A 17665-nucleotide genomic window follows, 5' to 3' on the forward strand; every position below is an offset into this window, starting at 1 on the left:
GTAAGATGCGGCCTGCAAGGGGATAATTCTTTAAAGTATAGCATGTGTGTGAAATGTACAAAATACACGGGATGGATAAATTCTAAGGAAAACGGGTAAGAAATGGTATACGGATGTAGGAAGGGAGCTAGAATAATGTCATTATCAACACAAGAAATGGACCATTTTAAACAAATTTTAATTGCTCGTAAAAATGAAATAAAAGAAATGAGAGAGAGAAATGACTCTTTTGGAAGTGATGTGGAATTTCCGAAAGAATCTACGGGGGAATTATCAAACTATGATAATCATCCAGGAGATCTTGGGACTGAGCTTTTTGAAAAAGAAAAAGATATCGCATTAAACGACCTCCATGAAAAAGAACTGGAGGATATCGATGCTGCACTTAATAGTATCGAAAGAGGCAAGTACGGTGTTTGTAAAACTTGCGGAGAAGATATTTTAAAAGAACGATTGGAAGCTATTCCATCTACACTCTACTGCAAGGAACACAGCCCTGGTCAGCATTCATCAGATGACAGACCAGTAGAAGAAGCTGTATCTGGTCCGGATTATTCGAGAAGAAGCAATGATGGGAAAGATGCCACATTCTTTGACTCGGAAGATGCTTGGCAATCAGTAGCGAAGTACGGAACAAGTGAAACACCGTCAGATTTTACAGATCCTGAAAAACAGGACTATAACGAGATGTACGAAGACTCAGATGATGATGATGGCTATGTAGAAAACTATGAAGGTTTTGTAACAACAGATATAACAGGAAAAGAGAGAAACGTTATACAGAACCGCAAACATGAAGAGTACGAGGAAGAGCTCGATCGCGAAGAAGAAAGACAATTAGACCGGGACAAGTACGATAAATAAATACAAAAACAGCCCATGTGAACGATGCATGGGCTGTTTTTATATGACTTTTAGCAGCTGGAAAAACAAATGACAAGCGAAACCAAGTAAACCTGCTCCTGCTAATCCTGTCATTACTCTGACGGTTATATCATTTATTAATGTGCGAAAAAAATGAACGGTAAATGCAACATTAATATTCCATAAAATAATACCAGCGATGATAAACAAACTTAGACAGGCATTAATCCACCATTCAAAATCACTAGAAATACTTTGCAGCGTTCCTCCATAAATTCCAAACCAGAACAAGAAATTAAAAGGGTTCATTAATGCAAGTATAAAACCTGTCCAATAAGGCTTCTGTTCGGGTTTCTCTTCTTTAACTGAAAGAAGTCTTTTTTGTAACCAGGCCATTCTTATTGTTGAAATTCCCAAGTACGAAAGCATGATAATCCCAGCAAACAGCATAGTGATTTGTACGATCGTATGCTGCAGGAAAGGAGAAAGACCTAAAAAGATCATAAGCATGAATATGAAATCTGCGCTTACTGCTCCTAATCCGACTAGCCAAGATGGCCAGAAACCGCCTGCTAATCCGCGTTTGATCATCTCAAGTTTAATCGGTCCTACAGGAACGGCTAAACTGATCCCAAGCATCATAAAATGAAAACTTAAAACCCAAAACTCGCTCAAAACTACTCCTCCTGGGAATTGTGCTTGTCTATCTTTCTTCGAAGATATGAGTACATGAAATAGATTATTACGGCAGGAAATGTAAAAAGTTTAACGAACAGTACATTAAAGGCTGTAACTATCATCTGCTAAAAGGAGCCAAGTCCGTGAAAAAAGCGTGTTTGCTTATCATTGATGTGCAAAAAGGTTTTGAAGATGCAGGTTTTTGGGGAGTACGAAACAATCCGAATGCTGAAGTTAATATGCTTACATTAATAGATGCATTTAGAAACACGAATTTACCCGTCTTTCATGTTCAGCACCAGTCGGAAAATGAGAATGCACCTCTGCATCCGACGAAATTAGGTTATCAGCTGAAAGCAGGATTTGAGCCGAAAGAGAATGAGCCACTTTTTATTAAGAGTGTGAATAGTGCATTTATTGGAACGACACTAAAGGACGAGCTGGACAAACAAGGAATTCATCAGCTCATTGTAGTAGGCTTAACGACTAATCATTGTGTATCAACAACGGTAAGGATAGCTGCAAACTACGGTTATGGCGTTTCTCTTGTGCAAGATGCCACGGCAGCTTTTGCTGTCACTTCTTATAATGGAAGAAAATTTTCAGCTCAAGATGTACATGAGTCCGCTTTGTCGCATTTGCACGAAGAATTTGCTGAAATTTTAAGTACAGAGGAAGTTTTGGCGAAATGGGTAAAATCATCCCACTATATCCAATAAAAACATAGACAATATTCCCCAGGAAATGTCGGATACTGTTAATGGTTTAGAGGTATTAATTTAAGGGAAAAATGAATAAACAACATAATTAGATCATTTTGAGGTGTCATAAAAACATGGTGAAAAATCAAATAGAACAGCTGATGAGAGAACCAGAACAAGAATTAGAGTTCTGGAGAGAAGAGGATCAGCAAAGAGAACTTGTTAGAATGCGTTATGTTCCCCAAGGTGAGGGAGGATATTTTCAGGTTACCTATTTAGATGAAGAAGAAGGTATCATTGGTTCACAAGTTCTTGATGAAGTAGAAGATGCAGAACGATTTTTACAAAAGAATCAACCAGCTATTTAAATAAACCAGAGGATCAGTCCTCTGGTTTTTTATTATATAAATTTCTTTTCTCGATTCCATTCTGCGGAGTGTTTTTCACATATTTGAAGATCCTCAAATTCACCATTCTTAAATTGAGAAATTATTTCTTCTGCGGTTTTATGAGCAAGCTTCAATTCTTCTTTTGATATGTCTCCTTTATTAAAGGCTTCCATTAATTCATTATCATCGAGAATAAAAATTTCCTTATCTGGCAGTATTACGATATCCAAATCGAGATCTAAAAACCAAGGGATTCCTTCTTCATCTACCCCGTGTTCTTTGCACATGTCAATATAGAATTGTACGACTTCACCATGCTGATCCAAAACAGTGGTTATCGTATATTTTTTTTCTTCTGGAAAGTGCTGGAGCCATGTATAACCCGTGTCTGCTATACAGACTTCATGATTTTTGTATTGAACGATGAGTGGTTCTGACACTTTTTTTAGATGGATTACTGTTACCTTACCTTTAAAGCAGCCGTCTTCTTTATGAACAACTTCGAAGTTTCGATCCGTAACTCTTTTCCAATCGGGTCTGTCTGCTCTTTTATGTTCCATACACACCTCCATATTTTGTAAAATTATAGCAAATTTTCTTTGCAAAGGGAAGGAACCGAAAGAATTAAGAAGAATTGAGTATATGCAAAGAAGGAGGTAAGGCATAATGAAAAAACTGCACAATGAATTAGAAGCCTTCCAATTAGAAAAAGGATGGGAGATCAGCCGGGAAAATTCAGAAAAAAGCATTGAATCACTTTTGCTTAATCATATGATGCTGACGACTGAAATTGCTGAAATAGCTGAAGAACTCCGAAAGCTGATGAATCTCTCATTCGAAATGAGAGAGGAGGGTATCGACAAAGAACATGCGTTTTTATTGGCTAAAAGAGAAGTAGCTGACGATATAGGAAAGGAAATAGCGGACAGTATTGCATATCTGTGCAAGTTTGCGACATTTTTTGGCAGGGACATAGAAGAGGATGTTCATAATAAACTTCACGAAATTAATAACCGTAAAAAACCAAATCTCCAAAAAAGAATGAAGGAAGAGGTAAAACAATGAACATTAAAGCGGATAAATATGAGTTTACATCGCATGACGGAACGAAGATTGCTGCATACGATCATGGAGGATCAGGAGAGGCTTTGATTTTCCTTCATTATTTAGGTGGGAGTGCACCATTATGGCATCCGGTTATCCAGCACTTTTTGGATAAATACCGGGTTGTGACTTATGACATGAGAGGACACGGTCTATCTGGCCAGCCAGATGACGGCTATACCTTTGAAGATACAGCTAAAGATTTAGAGGCAGTGATGGATTTCTTTTCGATTAAAAGTGCTCATCTTGTTGGAAGTTCTTATGGTTGTATGGTCGGGGCATATTTTGCTTCAACTCGTATTGACCGTGTACTGTCACTTGTAAATTCAGAAGGGGCTCTCGTTAATAATACAGGTGATGATGGGTTGTATGATGAATCGTTCGAAGAGCATATCGCAAAGTTTAGAGATCAATTAGATCCAGAGTATGATTCTGTAGAAGCGTATAAAGAATATTATAAAGAAAACTGGAAACCTTGGAATGAGGCAAGGGCTTATTTTGTGGAACACTATGTACCTCGTATGAAAGAAAACGGAAAAGTCGGGCCGCGCACAACGGGTAGTACGATGGAAAAGATTATCGCAGAAATTTATTACACGAACTTTTTAACCTGGTATGAGAAGGTAAAGTGTCCTGTCTTGTTCTTGCCAGCTGAAACAGAAGGAAATCTGGATAAAAAAGAGAGATTCATTGAAAAAGCTTCAAAGGTTCTTCCTTTTTGCAGAAAGGTCATCATTCCAGGAACGACTCATTTAATGATGTACGATCATGAAAAAGAACTTATTCAAACGATTAAAGAATTTTATGCTGATATTCCTGTCTCAGTCAAATAAGAAAGGGCTCCTCTAAGAAGGGAGCCCTGATTTTATGAATGCTGCTCTTTCTTGGAGTCCTTTCGTTTGTAAAACTGTTCTAATGCCATACATGTCAGCATTCCCATGATCAGTCCGTTGCTCAGAAGCGTTACGACGATACTCGGCCATTCTTTCAAAGCAGCTGCCGGAATGAACAGACTGCCGATACCCACCATTAAGGAAGTACTGATAATAAATAGATTTGTATCGGATTTCAACTCTGATTTATATTCTCTGAACGCCAGGCCGATCATGCTGGAGAAAGGAAGAAATATGGTCGCATATCCTACCGGTGCTGGGATACCAGCAAAGAAAAAAGTAAGCGGTGGAAAAAAGCTGATGACGATGATGAACGCATTTCCCAGAATGAAAGCCAAGCTGCTAAACATCTTTGTAGTTAAAATGAAGCCTGAAGCACCAGATATCGGTACACTGGCTACGGCCGAGAATAGACCAGCGATCCACGTATTCAGTCCCATTATGATAGACGAGCGATTATAGTTGATAGGTTCGTATTTTACACTTTCTGATTCATACGCTTTTTCCACCACGTTGATGCTGGCTACCATATTTGTCAGTAATAGTAGCCCCACAAAAAGGGAGGTAAGAATTGCTCCTCCTGATAACTCAGGCATACCCCACGCCAGCCATTCGGGAAACGCAATTACTTTCGTAGATTGCATCGTTTCTTTCGTTAAGTTTAATAGTTTAAACAGCCCCCATCCCAATATGAGGGAGATAAGAATGGAATAGCTCCGCAGCCATCGTACTTTAGATTTTCCGAGGCCGATCGATAATACAAGAATGAATAGTGATGCGGCAGCAACTTTCGCATCGGCATTTTCCTGCAGATATCCGATCCCAAGGATTCCTTTTATAAAAGAACCGCTTAATTGTGAAACGAGTAAAATAAGATATGTTCCTGTTACAAGAGGAGTAAAGAGTGCTCTTACTGAAGTGATAATACGAAAAGCACCAAGCAGAAAAAATAGAATTCCGCTGATCAGCATGCCGGCAGTCAGCTGCTGTAACCCATTGGCTGCTGTCAATGCCCCTGATGCAACGATTCCTGCGTATACGGTAAAAACTCCCCACCATAATCCAGCGGGTCCTTCATTAATTGGCAGTTTATGCCCGAATAAGACTTGTAGGATAGCAGAGAGTCCAATGATAAAAAAGGAGCGCTGCAAAAGGTCTGCTGTTTCTGCTTGTGTCATTCCGAAAGCATCGCCAATAGCGATTGGAGCTACAAGACTGCCTGCTAATATAAAGACCATCCATTGAAGTGAGGAAAATGTTAATTTCATGAGAACACCTACTGTTATGTATTTCTATTAAGCTATTTTCGTATACATTGTTGTTTTTGAAAGTAGTTGATCTCCGTTTCAGGATGCTCGCTTTCCGGGGGGCGTGCGGTGAGCCTCCCCTGCGCTTTGCGCCGTTAGGAGTCTCACCTGTCCCGCTAATCCCCCAGGAGTCTCGCACCTTGCACTCCTATCAACTCGTCAATGAAGAAATGATTTGAAAGCATCATTCTTTAGAAAATAGCCTTCTTTTATTATAGACCTTAAACTAGATTAGCAGAAGGAAAGATGTTTAGAGGGAAGTATAGTAAGGGTAATTTCCTGTAAGACACAATCACAACAAGAGGTTTGAATTTTCTGTAAATATTTTTTCGGTCTATCCTCATAAAACATATGACATACCCGAAACATATAGACACAGGTAATGACGAACCATAAACAAAGGACGATTTAAGATGCAGAAACTTACACACGATGATGTTATTCAATGGTTAGAGAAACATCTATTGGACTTTGAACAGTTTACGCCTTACTTGTTTACTTCCCAATGGATTCATTCGTTTTGCAAGGATAAAGAAAATGGAAATGAATTCGAAGTGAAATTGGATACATCTGGTCAAGAGTTGTTCTTTAGATTACTGGATAATCTGGATCAAGATGGTACATGGAAATGGCTTGGGACTATTAATAACGCAGGAGAGGTGAAATCATGAGAATTGATGGACAGCAACCGGTACAAAGAAAATACGATGTAAACAAAATGTATCAGCAGCCTTCTGTTAAGCCTCCGTCATTTGCCAAAGACGAACTTTACATATCAAACGAGGCAAAAGCATTGAATGATCATGCTCAGTTAAACATAAGAGAAAAGAAACTTTTGGATATAAAAAAACGCATTGATGCTGGAGAGTACCAGATCAATGCGAATGAAATTGCAAAAAAGATTTCACAGTTTTACTCAATTTAATTATTTTTTGTTGTTTGTGCTGTCTCTCTGTCTTAACAGGGAAACGGCATTTTTTATGAATGGCGGTATTGGTACATTCAACCTGCCTGCATTTTCAATCATAGATAATAATTCATTTGATAAATAGAAAAAGATTGTGGCGGATTGGATATATAAACCGCCTAATAATTGATCGAGAGAATGTGCTACAGCAACTATGGCAAAAACCATTACCTTTTTTAATATTCCCTTAAAGCCAACCTTGCTGTTCAGTTTTCCTTCATAAGCCGATGCTGCCAAACCCGTGATGTAATCCAGAACAACGAATAGAACTAATGTTTTTAATAAAAGGCTTGGTGTTCCAAAAAGGAAGCTTGAAAACGCTCCTATCGAAACAACGGTCATATGGTAAAATGTTGACCATCTTTCCATTCTTAATTCCTCCCTTATCTCCCAATAATCTAGTATATGCTTGTTCGCAAGCACCTGAAATGGCGAATGCCTAGTGCTTGTCCTCCTATTTTTTTGAAGGTTTATTTCAAATGTGTTAAATAGTCAAAAAATTTAAAAAATAACGAGTCAGACACGCACTATATCTGTTACAATGAAACAAATCCGGAAAGGGAGGAAAGAAATGCAATGAACAAAATTACGTTAGGCTTGCCTCCACATTGCCACAAAGTATCTTGTGACGGAAGAATGATCAAAATTAAAGACTCAGGAAACAACAAATGGACGTTTCCACTCTCTGGGACAGAAAACGCAGTTGTCGAAGAAGTAAACGATGAAACAGGACTGCTCACCATTCACGGAAAGGATAAGATACTGGCAACCCTTGAAATGCCAATTCGATTTTGTGAAGTGGGAAGAGGCTGGCTGCTTGATAAGTTACCTAAAAAGAAACGTGTAAAAATAAAATAATAATTTCCGCACAGCTGGATGCGCTCTGGCTGTGCGTTTTCATGTTATAAATCGTTTTGCTGATCGAAAAAGAGCCTTGAACAAGTAAAATATTTTTATATCAACAGCAACAGACTTTAAGGAAAATAATGTTATAATGATGAGGTAACCGTGTAGATGGGGTGAATGAATTGGGAATAACACGCCTGCCTGCACACTTAAATCACATCGCTTGGAACCGGAAAATTATTAATGTTTTTTGGGTGATTGTCTTTGTGTCAGTGTGCGTTGAGGTAATCAACAGCTTTTTTACAGAAAGGCCGCTAAAAGAATTTTATTTAGAATACGTATTATTACCGACGCTTCTCCTGTCATTGGCGGCTTTCATCGCAGAATGGGGTTATAGAAAGCAGGGTAAATACATTGACTATATCATTATAGGGGTAGCTAATTTAATCTCAGGAATCTTAGTAGGCGTACACTCAGAGATGTATGTGATGTATGCTTGTTTATTCTTTCCTATGCTGATCTCTACAATATATTTTGATAAAAAGAAGATCTGGATCTCTTTTGGACTCAGTTTAATGATTTATTTAGGATTATCAGCTTTTCATCCAATTGTAAAAGAATTAAATGATGTTATGGCACAACTGTCGATGGCGTGTATCTTGCTGACATCCACAACGATCTGTATCGGTATCATGAGCCGAGGTTACGAAATTGGACAGCATCTGATAAAAGCCCAAGCTGAACACCAGGAGCTGATGGTTAAGTCTACTATCATGGAAAAACAAGTAAAGACAGATGCTCTCACGGGTTTGTACAATCATATGGCATTCTATGAATACATGGATGTATTGCTGTTTCAAGCTGATACTTACCATTATCCGCTCCACTTAGCCGTTATCGATATCGATAATTTTAAAAAAGTAAACGATACATATGGTCACGGAATAGGTGACATCGTCTTAAAAAGAATTGCATCTGCAATAAAAGAAAATGTAACGACAGATGATTTTGTCGCCCGATATGGCGGAGAAGAATTTGTCGTTATACTAAATGATGTTGATGAAGATAAAGCTTTTAAAATTCTTGAGAATATTAAAGCTGTTGTACAAGGTCTGGAGCACCCTGAGATCTTAGAGGATAGTGTAACTATAAGTGCAGGGCTGCAAACATACCGGACAGGCATGCACAAACAGGCGTTTTTTGAAGGTGCAGACAACAGTCTGTATGTTGCTAAACGCCAGGGGAAGAACCGTGTGATCATTCAGGAGTGCAGCGAGGCGCTGCAAATTTAATAAGCAGTAATTCAAACAGTAAGGAGAAAATCCTTGCTGTTTTTCTTTTTCTTCTAAAACTCTTGTCCATGCATATGTTTGTAAAGATATGGCCATGGAGGTGAGGGCATGAGTGGACGGATGAAACAAATATTACAGATTGCCGCCACTTACATCGGCACTGTTGTAGGCGCCGGGTTTGCTACGGGAAGAGAAATCGTTGAGTTTTTTACGAAATACGGTTCAGCTGGTTTTGCCGGCATTCTGATCAGTGGGTTCCTATTTATAGTAATTGGTACAAAGCTGATGATTATGGCGAGAAGAATAGGTGCTTCTTCATTTGATGATATGAATCGTCACTTATTCGGCTCAGCAGCATCTCGAGTTGTAAACATATTAATGCTTATCATGCTTTTTGGGGTAACTGGTGTCATGCTGTCCGGAACAGGTGCATTGTTTCGTGAACAGCTTCATCTCCCGTTTCAGGCGGGAGTAATTTTAACTCTTATCGTTACGTATTTAGTAATGAAAAAAGGAATAGATGGAATTTTATGGACCAACTCACTGATCGTTCCGATTATGATTTTGTTTTCATTGGTATTGTCATTTTCAATGTTTGATTTTGGAGGACGGCAGCTTTTTGTTGCCGATGATTTTACTGGAGGATGGAAATGGCTTGTCAGTCCTTTTACTTACGCAGCTTTTAACTTAACCTTGGCACAGGCGGTGCTTGTTCCTTTGTCGCGGGAAGCTACTGATGAATCAGTTATCAAATGGGGAGGATTCTTAGGCGGAATAGGTCTTACGTTTATCCTGTTAAACAGCCATTATGTCCTTTATTCCGTTCCGCGTGTCCTGAGCTATGAAATTCCGATTGCAGAAATAGTTGGGGGGCTAGGAATCATGGTACATTACTTTTTTGTTCTCGTAATCTATGGTGAGATCTTCTCTACACTGATCGGAAATTTATTTGGCCTTGCCGGCTCGCTTAGAAAGAATATGCGGTTATCAAGCAATGCAATATTAATTTCCTTGATGCTGGGAAGCTATTTGCTGAGCCAAGTAGGATATGCAGAACTGCTGCATTATTTATATCCGGTCTTCGGAATGATTGCATTAATATTTTTAGCTGCGGTCTCTGCTAAAAAGCTTAATTGATGAATACATTGAAATATATGATGAACCGAAATTGCTGGAAGGGAAAAAAGTAAATGGCGTATTACAATAAATTAGTCCGTGATAAAATACCAGAATTGCTTGAACTTGCGGGGAAAAAAGGGACATTCCGCATTCTGGGAGATAAAGAGTTTGAAAGTGAATTAAAGAAAAAGCTCGCTGAGGGTGTGAAAGAATACAGAGAAGCGGTAAGTGAGAGCGATGCAGCAGAAGAGCTGGCAGGTTTGTTTGAGATTTTGATTGCGCTTACGAAAGTCCACCATCTCACATTAAGGGAACTGGATGAGATCAGGCAGGAGAAAGCGAAGAAGCACGGACGATTCCATGAACGTCTCTTTCTAATCAAGGTGGAAGACTAAGGTGGGGTCTGACCCCAGACAAATACAAATCACTGATTTGTATTTGTCAGAAAGACATAATGTATTATTTTGGAAAATTATGTGATGATGTACTATTTTTATGTGATTATCTTCACTTTTTATGTGATGAGGGTTAATAATTATGTGATTGTTCAATATGGGTCTATGAATCTTATAAACAAGCAAAAACAAGTACTGTCCTTATGCTTGTTTTTGCTTGTTTCAATTTAAAATCAGATAAAACAGGAAAAAACACGCAAAAAATATTTGACAAACAAGCATAATGCCGCATATGATTAGAGTACCACGTGGAAATAAAAGGTAATGGAGGAGATTTATTGTGTTTTCTGAAGAAAGAAGAGAAAAGATCTTAGAAGTGTTAAAAAATGAAGGTCGTGTTCTTGCTAAAGAGTTATCAGATGCCCTCCAAGTTTCAATTGATTCGATACGCCGTGACCTTTCAACATTAGAAGATAAAGGGCTAGTTAAACGTACACATGGCGGTGCAATACCTGTGACTGAAGTGAAGAAAGGCCCTGCTGCTCCAGCAAAACGCTACACAGAAGGATCAGACCACGAGAATGCCATTGCGAAAGAAGCAGCAAAATGGATTCAAGCTGGAGATACTCTTTTTATCGGTGGTGCATCGATTCATTATGTTCTGCTTAAATATCTTCCTGACGTTTCACTTACAGTAGTTACGAATTCCTTGAAGATTGCTGACGCACTCAGGGAAAGGGAAAACATCGATTTATATGTGATCGGAGGCAAGGTGAAGAATTCGGGTAATATGACGGATGCACTCGCCACTCAGCTTGTAAGCAAATACTCGTTTGATCTCTCATTTGCGACCGGCGGCGGTATTTCAGAACGAGGAATTAGCACAGCAACACCTGAAGCAGCTGCATTTATGAAGGCTGTTGGTGCAGTCTCCAGAAAGAGCATCGGACTTTTTCCGCATTATAAAATAGGCGTTAATGCCTTTGCGAATGTGGGACCGGTTTCTAACCTGGAGGTGATCATCACAGACGAAGAAGCACAAAGAGATGATCTTGCCGCGATTGAGCAGCAGGGCGTTAACGTGTTGATTGCCGGGACAGAGAAATCCCACTCAAAAAAAGAAAGCTAAACTTTACTACCAATCAAAAAGACCCCAACAGGAGGTCTTTTTGTTATTCTTCAAACATCATTAAAGCAAGATCGCCAACATCAGATTTTAGAACGACTAATGGACCCCCAATTCCAATCGTACCGTTTTTCATATTCGGAAGCTTCACGAGTTCTTCACCGATCGAATTACTGAGGTGGGTTCGCAGTTGCTTTGGCTCTTGTTTTGTTTTAATTGTTATATCTCCAACGTCCGATTTTGCAGTAATATCTTTCTCAATTTTTTGAAGCACAACATCAATATCGCCAACATCTGACTTTGCAGAAACAGCTCCCACAACATCATTAAGAAAAATATTACCCACATCAGTTGTAATATCAATATGTTCTGCTTTTACTTCATTAAGTGTGATTGATGCCGCGTCTGAATTTACTTGCAGACGTTTAAATTCATCTCTCGGGAGTTTAATGCTTAATTCGTAATCACCAGAAAAAACGGAGAAGTAATGTCTTTTTTGCTGTTCGGCAGTTTCGATTATGATTTTGTTTTTCTTGTTTGTAAGAGAAAACTTTAAATTATCCTCATTCTTCTTTTCAACGCTTCCTTTTAAATAGATCTCGATTTTATCGCCGTCATGCGGCCTTACAGTCACATCAGCTATGCTCGTTGAAACCTCAATATCATCTATATTTTCAGCTGAAATGGAGCGTTTTTCATTAATTTTTGCAAAGTTAAAAGGTGACTCTCCCATAACAAACAACACAGCATTGCCAGCAATGGAGACTCCTATCAGAATAAAGGCTATACGTATTATTTTTTTTATATTCATGAATACTTCCTCCTAATCATTCTCAGGTTGAACGTCAGGTAGTTTAATGTAATTTTGTATACCACTTTTGATGTTTTTATCGCACACACAAGCAAGAGAAGACCAATTCCGATTAAACCAAAAATCAAAAAGATTTCTTTTAAGAATGTTACTGTCAAGCCGTCCTGAAATAATAGGAGAAAGGGAGAAACGAACAAAGCCGCAGCCACTGCTGCTAGAACAACAGGTAATAGAATCAGTACGATAAATGGCGCAAGCACGAAGATTAGATTGAACAATCCTAATCCTAATGTCGCAAACACTGCACGGGTAACAGAGCGTAAAGATGGATCTTCTTCTGCTCTTGAGATTTCAGACTGCGCAAGGAGTTCCTTTGCTATTTTTCTTGGACTGCCAAGCCCTGAGATAATATCCTCATCCGATCTGCCGCTTTCTTGTGCCATGTTAAAATGTTCCTCATAATCTTCAAGAACTTCTCTTTGTTCATTGATAGGAAGCGACTTTAGTTCTTTTGCTAATTCATTTAAATAGTTTTTTTTATTCACTTGTTATTCCTCCTCCAGCATTTCGTTTACACCTTTAGTAAACTGCTGCCATTCTTGTAAAAGTTCATTCTTCAGCTCAAGGCCTTTATCCGTTATCTTGTAGTATTTTCTTGGCGGTCCTTCGGTTGATTCCATTAAATAGGTGGAAAACAACCCTTCCTTTGTCAGCCTTCTTACAAGAGGGTAGATGGTCCCCTCCGATATCTCGAACTTTTTTGAGATTTCCTCAACCAATTCGTAGCCATAACGGTCTTTTTTTGATGCCAGCACGAGCACACAAAGTTCAAGAACCCCTTTTTTAAATTGAACATTCATTTTCACACATCACCACTTTACTTAGTACTGTTTATTGCAAGGTACTGTATAAGTAATATATTACCATTCGCTTAAAATAGCAAGCCCTAATTTGGAAATTTATGATAAAAAATAAACTGGAAGATTTTCTGACATATCAACTGTTCATTGTGCTTATTTCATTTATGCTTACTAATAAATGCAGTAGTGTCAGGAAATGAGGTGAGGATATTGCTTCATTCTTCACATTTTTCATCCGAGGAAAAATTGAGAATACGTGAGCTGAAAAGGAAAATTAGGTCTGTAACTGATCCAGCTGAAAAGAAGGAGTTTGAAAAACAACTAAATGACATAATGGAAAAAGCGTTTATAAAAAAGCAGCTTTTAAGGCGAAATGAACTTTAGCAAGTTCGTTGTCCGCTATCTATATATAGAAAACCTTTTCAAATAACTGAATTGCCTGTCTACTTTGGAAAGTAGTGACAATTTTAACTTGTTTATGTTAAAGTGACACTAGTCTTTTTCAGATGGACAAACGTTTTCTAAGGAGTGGACACAGCATGAATCAAGAAGCAGCATTGAAAAAAGACATCGGGCTTTCTGTAGCCATGTCCATCGTTATTGGAACGGTCATTGGATCCGGTATTTTTATGAAGCCTGGAAGTGTACTCGAATACACAGGGAACTCAAATCTTGCCCTTTTAGCTTGGGCCCTTGGAGGTCTTATTACACTTGCTGGAGGTCTTACGATCGCTGAAGTTGCGACACAGATCCCGAAAACGGGCGGTCTTTATGTGTATATGGAAGAAGTATACGGCAAGCTCTGGGGTTATTTGAGCGGATGGGTCCAGACGGTCATCTATGGACCAGCCGTAATTGGTGCGCTTGGCTTGTACTTTGGATCATTGATAGCAAATCTTTTTTCTTGGGAAAAATCGTTTGGTCCATGGATTGGGATCGGAACTGTACTTTTTTTAACAATTGTAAATAATTTCGGAACAAAATACGGCGGTTTCGTACAAAACTTGTTCACGATTGGAAAGCTTGTTCCTATTGCTCTGATTATCGTGTTTGGGATTGCGCAGGGTGACGAACAGATCTTAAATTCTTCAAGCGGATCTGTAATTGAGATCAGCATGGGGGCAGCCATTTTAGCAACTCTGTTTGCCTATGATGGCTGGCTGATGGTTGGATTTGTAGCGGGGGAGATGAAGAACCCTGGGAAGACGTTGCCTAAAGCGATTATTGGCGGCATATTGATCGTAATGGCAGCTTATCTTCTCGTTAATATTGCATTGCTGCATATTCTGCCAGCTTCTGAGATCGTGAGACTTGGTGAAAACTCTGCTGCATCTGCGGCTACAATACTTTTTGGACCATTAGGCGGTAAACTGATCGCGGTCGGTATTGCGGTATCGATCTTTGGCTGTTTAAACGGAAAAATTTTAACGATTCCTCGTGTGCCGTTTGCGATGGCAGAACGAAATCAGCTCCCGATGGCAAAGACGTTCAGCAAGGTCAGCGAGAAGTACGGTACTCCGATCGCCGCAACGTACTTGCAGGTTGTTATTGCAATCATCATGATGATTATGACAGATCCTGATTATCTGTCAGAAATGGCGATCTTTGCTGTTTATATTTTTTACATTTTTGCATTTTGTGCGGTGTTTAAGCTTCGCAAGCGAAATAAAGGTGCAGCACGCGTTTACAGTGTGCCATTATTCCCGTTCGTTCCGATCTTTGCGATTATCGGTTCAATGTATATTGTCGGAGTTACAATCATGAATGATCCTTTTGATAGTTTGACAGCCATATTTATAACAGTAGCCGGACTGCCAGTCTATTATTGGCTGCAGCGTAAAAACCAAAATTCAGTATTAAAATAAATAGGCGCATTTCTATAAGATTGTTGCTACTGAGAGATTTTCTAAAGTTCTTCATTGAACAGTTAATTGGAGCGGAAGTGTGAGACTTCTGCAGGACGAGCGGGTCAGGTGAGACCACTCAATGTACGGAGTACGGAGGGGGCTCACCGCACGCCCTGCGGAAAGCGAACCACTGCAGCGGAAATTAACCACTTTCAAAAGCTACAATGTTTACGAAAACAGCCATAAAAAAAGACCCTCTCATGGGTCTTTTTTATTGTGCGATATTATTTGAACAATTCGATTTATAATGTGACTCTAGCCAATGTGATATGACATCTAATCCGTCCTGGTTCAAAGGTCTCGAAGGAAGGATCTTCATCAGCTTCTTTACTCTTACCATCGTTTTGTCTTCATGCTGAAAACGGAAGCCATGCTCCATATTTTTAATAATATGAGTCTCAGAAGTTCCCTGTACTAGTGTGTGAAGCTCCTCTAAGAGGACAGGATTAACCAGTCCATCTTTGTCACCGCAAATTGCTATAACAGGATAGTTTATCTTTTTCAAGCCATTTCTTGGGTTATAGGCAAAGTGCTCTCTGAACCACTTTGCTGGCTGTTTAAATATGAATAAAACTTTGTAAACCTCTTTATTAGATTCAATAATTTTTTGTATTTGTTTCCGGGTTTTAGCTTCTGCTTTCTTTTCATTAATAAGTAATCTCAAAAGGAACCCTTTTAAACCTTTAGAGCTTTTTAATTCTTGGTAGGTAAATAACCTTTGATATGTTGTAAATTCATCTAAATTACCAACTCCGCCGGATAGGAGCATCAATCCATTTAGTGTTTGTCTTTCCGATAATGCTGTACCTATTATTGTACCTTCACTGTGACCAGCAACGATAATTTTATCTGGATCAACAAGAGGATGGTTTTTAAGGGTTTGAAGTGCCTGTTCAGAATCTTCAACAAGCTCCCAAAGGCCGGTTGATAACCAGTCTCCTTCACTTTTACCTGTTCCTCTTTTATCGTATCGAAAAGTGATAAAACCTAAATTCGTTATGTATTCAGCAAGTTCTTTATAAACATTTAGCTGATACTTACCCTTAGGACCATTTCCATTGCGATCTAGAGGACCAGATCCAGAGATGAGCAGAACGGCTGGATATTTTTCAGTGTTGTTGATCGTCTCGGGGATTGTGAGGGTACCATACAATTTTTTATTCCCTGCGATTTCAATTTCTTTTTCTGTGAATAATGGAGTCACATTTAAAACCTCCGTCCTCAAAATGGAAAATACTTCTTAATATTGATATTAGTACAAAGGTTTACAAATGCAATATTTATTTTTCTTGTGATCAATAATAAAACCCGCCAGGAGTTTCCTGACGGGAGAATATGAAATATATGATAGCTATACGCTTAATAGTTCTTTCATTTCACGGTAGCGAGATGAAAGACTAGCTGGTGATACGCCGTATTTCTTGGCTGTTTCAGCTTGTGTGGAGTTAATGCCTCTAATATCTTTTGATACGAGGTAATCCAATGCCGCAGCATAGATTTCTTCTTTACGAATGGCTGGCTTTGATTCGTTGATGTATTCACTCCAAAGTTTTTCAGCCTCTTTAACAACTTCTGTTTCCGCATTAGCTTTAACCAGTTCAGTTACAGCTGTGTACTTTTCATCTTTCTCTTCCGAATCACTTGGAGCTTCAGCATTTTTCGCTTCTGCAGACTTTTCAGAACTAGCTTCCTTTTGTTCAGCTTTAGGCTGCGGAACCCCTGCAGATATATCGATTAACGAAAGCTGCAGTACAGCCGGGAATTGATTTTTGAAAATCTCTTTTGCATCTGCTAATGGCTGGAGTTTCTCAACGGCATCTTTTAATGGCGGCAGCTCAGAAATAGGCATCTCTACATAGCCGACATAAAATTCGTAATTGATTCCGTTCGATACGAGAGTTCCAAGCAATGCGCTGTCTGTTTTCGGTTTTTCAGCAGCGTTGATTGTCACATCGTACAGTTTCTCTGTCCATATGTCTTTTACTGTAAAAATAAAGCCTGTTTTTTGTTCGACGACTTTATATAGTGAAGGCACTGTATTTGTCCAGCCGGCTAAGATCTCGGCAACTTCAGGCTTAACAGAGTTCTTCACCTTTTCGACATAAAGCTCAACAGGTGTTTTGCCGCCATTTATTTTAGAACAGAAAACTTCCCAGCAAACAGCGATGTTCGCATACGTTTGCTCCTGGTCTTTGCCAACCGGATATTTTTTCACATACTCAGACGTACGTGCTGCTAAATCCTGCTGATAGTTCTCAAGGGCAAATTTGATAAGGCCTTCTTGATGAAAGGACACTTCGCGTGTTTGCTCTTCTTTATGTAAGCAACATTTCTTATATTTTTTTCCGCTGCCACAATAGCACGGATCGTTTCTTCCTATCATTGACATGCTATTCCTCCAGTTAA

Annotated in this window: 22 protein-coding genes; 13 read left to right on the plus strand and 9 right to left on the minus strand. The window is 39.0% G+C overall.

Going from position 1 to position 17665, the window contains the following annotated elements:
• Window positions 1–135 precede the first annotated feature (135 nt).
• A complete protein-coding gene (locus ABE41_RS07480; protein WP_066288310.1) occupies window positions 136–864 on the plus strand; it encodes a TraR/DksA C4-type zinc finger protein in 729 nt (242 codons plus the stop codon).
• Window positions 865–903: 39 nt separating this feature from the next.
• Here ABE41_RS07480 and ABE41_RS07485 read toward each other — a convergent pair whose 3' ends face one another.
• A complete protein-coding gene (locus ABE41_RS07485; protein WP_083207710.1) occupies window positions 904–1539 on the minus strand; it encodes a LysE family transporter in 636 nt (211 codons plus the stop codon).
• 146 nt (window positions 1540–1685) lie between these two features.
• Here ABE41_RS07485 and ABE41_RS07490 point away from each other — a divergent pair, with 146 nt between their 5' ends.
• Together ABE41_RS07490 and ABE41_RS07495 are read left to right on the plus strand one after the other, a co-directional pair.
• On the plus strand, window positions 1686–2261 hold the full coding sequence (locus ABE41_RS07490) for a cysteine hydrolase family protein (protein WP_066288311.1): 576 nt from the start codon (window positions 1686–1688) through the stop codon (window positions 2259–2261).
• Window positions 2262–2377: 116 nt separating this feature from the next.
• Window positions 2378–2611, plus strand: coding sequence for a hypothetical protein (locus ABE41_RS07495; RefSeq protein ID WP_066288314.1), 234 nt, complete (start codon window positions 2378–2380; stop codon window positions 2609–2611).
• 32 nt (window positions 2612–2643) lie between these two features.
• Here the strand turns inward: ABE41_RS07495 and ABE41_RS07500 are convergent, their stop codons facing one another.
• Complete coding sequence (locus ABE41_RS07500) at window positions 2644–3192, minus strand: ribonuclease FAU-1 family protein (RefSeq protein WP_066288318.1); 549 nt, start codon at window positions 3190–3192, stop codon at window positions 2644–2646.
• Window positions 3193–3298: 106 nt separating this feature from the next.
• Between ABE41_RS07500 and ABE41_RS07505 the strand changes: the two genes are divergently transcribed.
• Together ABE41_RS07505 and ABE41_RS07510 are read left to right on the plus strand one after the other, a co-directional pair.
• Entirely contained in the window at window positions 3299–3697 is a 399-nt protein-coding gene (locus ABE41_RS07505; protein WP_066288320.1) for a hypothetical protein, read from the plus strand.
• The gene (locus ABE41_RS07510; RefSeq protein WP_066288322.1) at window positions 3694–4569 is read left to right on the plus strand and encodes an alpha/beta fold hydrolase; all 876 of its coding nucleotides are present in this window, start codon (window positions 3694–3696) and stop codon (window positions 4567–4569) included. The genes ABE41_RS07505 and ABE41_RS07510 overlap by 4 nt, the downstream gene beginning before the upstream one ends.
• A 32-nt stretch (window positions 4570–4601) precedes the next feature.
• Here the strand turns inward: ABE41_RS07510 and ABE41_RS07515 are convergent, their stop codons facing one another.
• Window positions 4602–5897 (minus strand): purine/pyrimidine permease, encoded by a 1296-nt coding sequence (locus tag ABE41_RS07515; RefSeq protein WP_066288327.1) that lies wholly within the window; start codon window positions 5895–5897, stop codon window positions 4602–4604.
• 452 nt (window positions 5898–6349) lie between these two features.
• On the opposite strand from ABE41_RS07515, the gene ABE41_RS07520 reads away from it, so the two are divergent.
• Both ABE41_RS07520 and ABE41_RS07525 read left to right on the plus strand, forming a co-directional pair.
• On the plus strand, window positions 6350–6607 hold the full coding sequence (locus ABE41_RS07520) for a hypothetical protein (protein WP_066288331.1): 258 nt from the start codon (window positions 6350–6352) through the stop codon (window positions 6605–6607).
• Window positions 6604–6861 (plus strand): flagellar biosynthesis anti-sigma factor FlgM, encoded by a 258-nt coding sequence (locus ABE41_RS07525; protein ID WP_066288333.1) that lies wholly within the window; start codon window positions 6604–6606, stop codon window positions 6859–6861. The genes ABE41_RS07520 and ABE41_RS07525 overlap by 4 nt, the downstream gene beginning before the upstream one ends.
• On the opposite strand, the gene ABE41_RS07530 is transcribed toward ABE41_RS07525, so the two are convergent.
• A complete protein-coding gene (locus ABE41_RS07530) occupies window positions 6862–7272 on the minus strand; it encodes a phage holin family protein (RefSeq protein WP_066288336.1) in 411 nt (136 codons plus the stop codon).
• A 207-nt stretch (window positions 7273–7479) separates the two neighbouring features.
• On the opposite strand from ABE41_RS07530, the gene ABE41_RS07535 reads away from it, so the two are divergent.
• The 5 genes from ABE41_RS07535 to ABE41_RS07555 all read left to right on the plus strand — a co-directional run bounded on the left by ABE41_RS07535 (window position 7480) and on the right by ABE41_RS07555 (window position 11684).
• The gene (locus ABE41_RS07535) at window positions 7480–7761 is read left to right on the plus strand and encodes a hypothetical protein (RefSeq protein WP_066288338.1); all 282 of its coding nucleotides are present in this window, start codon (window positions 7480–7482) and stop codon (window positions 7759–7761) included.
• A gap of 170 nt (window positions 7762–7931) precedes the next feature.
• Window positions 7932–9041, plus strand: a complete 1110-nt coding sequence (locus ABE41_RS07540) for a GGDEF domain-containing protein (protein WP_066288340.1) — start codon at window positions 7932–7934, stop codon at window positions 9039–9041.
• 108 nt (window positions 9042–9149) lie between these two features.
• Window positions 9150–10178, plus strand: coding sequence for a YkvI family membrane protein (locus ABE41_RS07545; RefSeq protein ID WP_066288341.1), 1029 nt, complete (start codon window positions 9150–9152; stop codon window positions 10176–10178).
• A gap of 53 nt (window positions 10179–10231) precedes the next feature.
• Window positions 10232–10555 (plus strand): nucleoside triphosphate pyrophosphohydrolase, encoded by a 324-nt coding sequence (locus ABE41_RS07550; protein ID WP_066288344.1) that lies wholly within the window; start codon window positions 10232–10234, stop codon window positions 10553–10555.
• Between the two features lie 340 nt (window positions 10556–10895).
• Window positions 10896–11684 carry a DeoR/GlpR family DNA-binding transcription regulator gene (locus tag ABE41_RS07555; RefSeq protein WP_066288347.1) on the plus strand — a complete coding sequence of 263 codons (789 nt, stop codon included), beginning with the start codon at window positions 10896–10898 and terminating at the stop codon, window positions 11682–11684.
• 43 nt (window positions 11685–11727) lie between these two features.
• Here the strand turns inward: ABE41_RS07555 and ABE41_RS07560 are convergent, their stop codons facing one another.
• Genes ABE41_RS07560 through ABE41_RS07570 form a run of 3 tightly spaced genes read right to left on the minus strand, consistent with a single transcriptional unit; the run spans window position 11728 to window position 13352 of the window.
• Window positions 11728–12492 (minus strand): DUF4097 family beta strand repeat-containing protein, encoded by a 765-nt coding sequence (locus ABE41_RS07560; protein WP_066288348.1) that lies wholly within the window; start codon window positions 12490–12492, stop codon window positions 11728–11730.
• The gene (locus ABE41_RS07565) at window positions 12489–13037 is read right to left on the minus strand and encodes an HAAS signaling domain-containing protein (protein ID WP_066288352.1); all 549 of its coding nucleotides are present in this window, start codon (window positions 13035–13037) and stop codon (window positions 12489–12491) included. Before ABE41_RS07565 ends, ABE41_RS07560 begins: the two co-directional genes overlap by 4 nt.
• Before the next feature lie 3 nt (window positions 13038–13040).
• Window positions 13041–13352, minus strand: coding sequence for a PadR family transcriptional regulator (locus ABE41_RS07570; protein ID WP_066288355.1), 312 nt, complete (start codon window positions 13350–13352; stop codon window positions 13041–13043).
• A 539-nt stretch (window positions 13353–13891) separates the two neighbouring features.
• Here ABE41_RS07570 and ABE41_RS07575 point away from each other — a divergent pair.
• Window positions 13892–15217, plus strand: a complete 1326-nt coding sequence (locus ABE41_RS07575; RefSeq protein WP_066288357.1) for an APC family permease — start codon at window positions 13892–13894, stop codon at window positions 15215–15217.
• 253 nt (window positions 15218–15470) lie between these two features.
• Here ABE41_RS07575 and ABE41_RS07580 read toward each other — a convergent pair whose 3' ends face one another.
• Complete coding sequence (locus ABE41_RS07580) at window positions 15471–16463, minus strand: alpha/beta hydrolase family protein (protein ID WP_172827339.1); 993 nt, start codon at window positions 16461–16463, stop codon at window positions 15471–15473.
• A 147-nt stretch (window positions 16464–16610) separates the two neighbouring features.
• Window positions 16611–17648 carry an SEC-C domain-containing protein gene (locus tag ABE41_RS07585; RefSeq protein ID WP_066288361.1) on the minus strand — a complete coding sequence of 346 codons (1038 nt, stop codon included), beginning with the start codon at window positions 17646–17648 and terminating at the stop codon, window positions 16611–16613.
• Window positions 17649–17665: the final 17 nt, after the last annotated feature.

Source organism: Fictibacillus arsenicus (genome assembly GCF_001642935.1).
In the GTDB taxonomy this organism is placed as follows: domain Bacteria; phylum Bacillota; class Bacilli; order Bacillales; family Fictibacillaceae; genus Fictibacillus; species Fictibacillus arsenicus_B.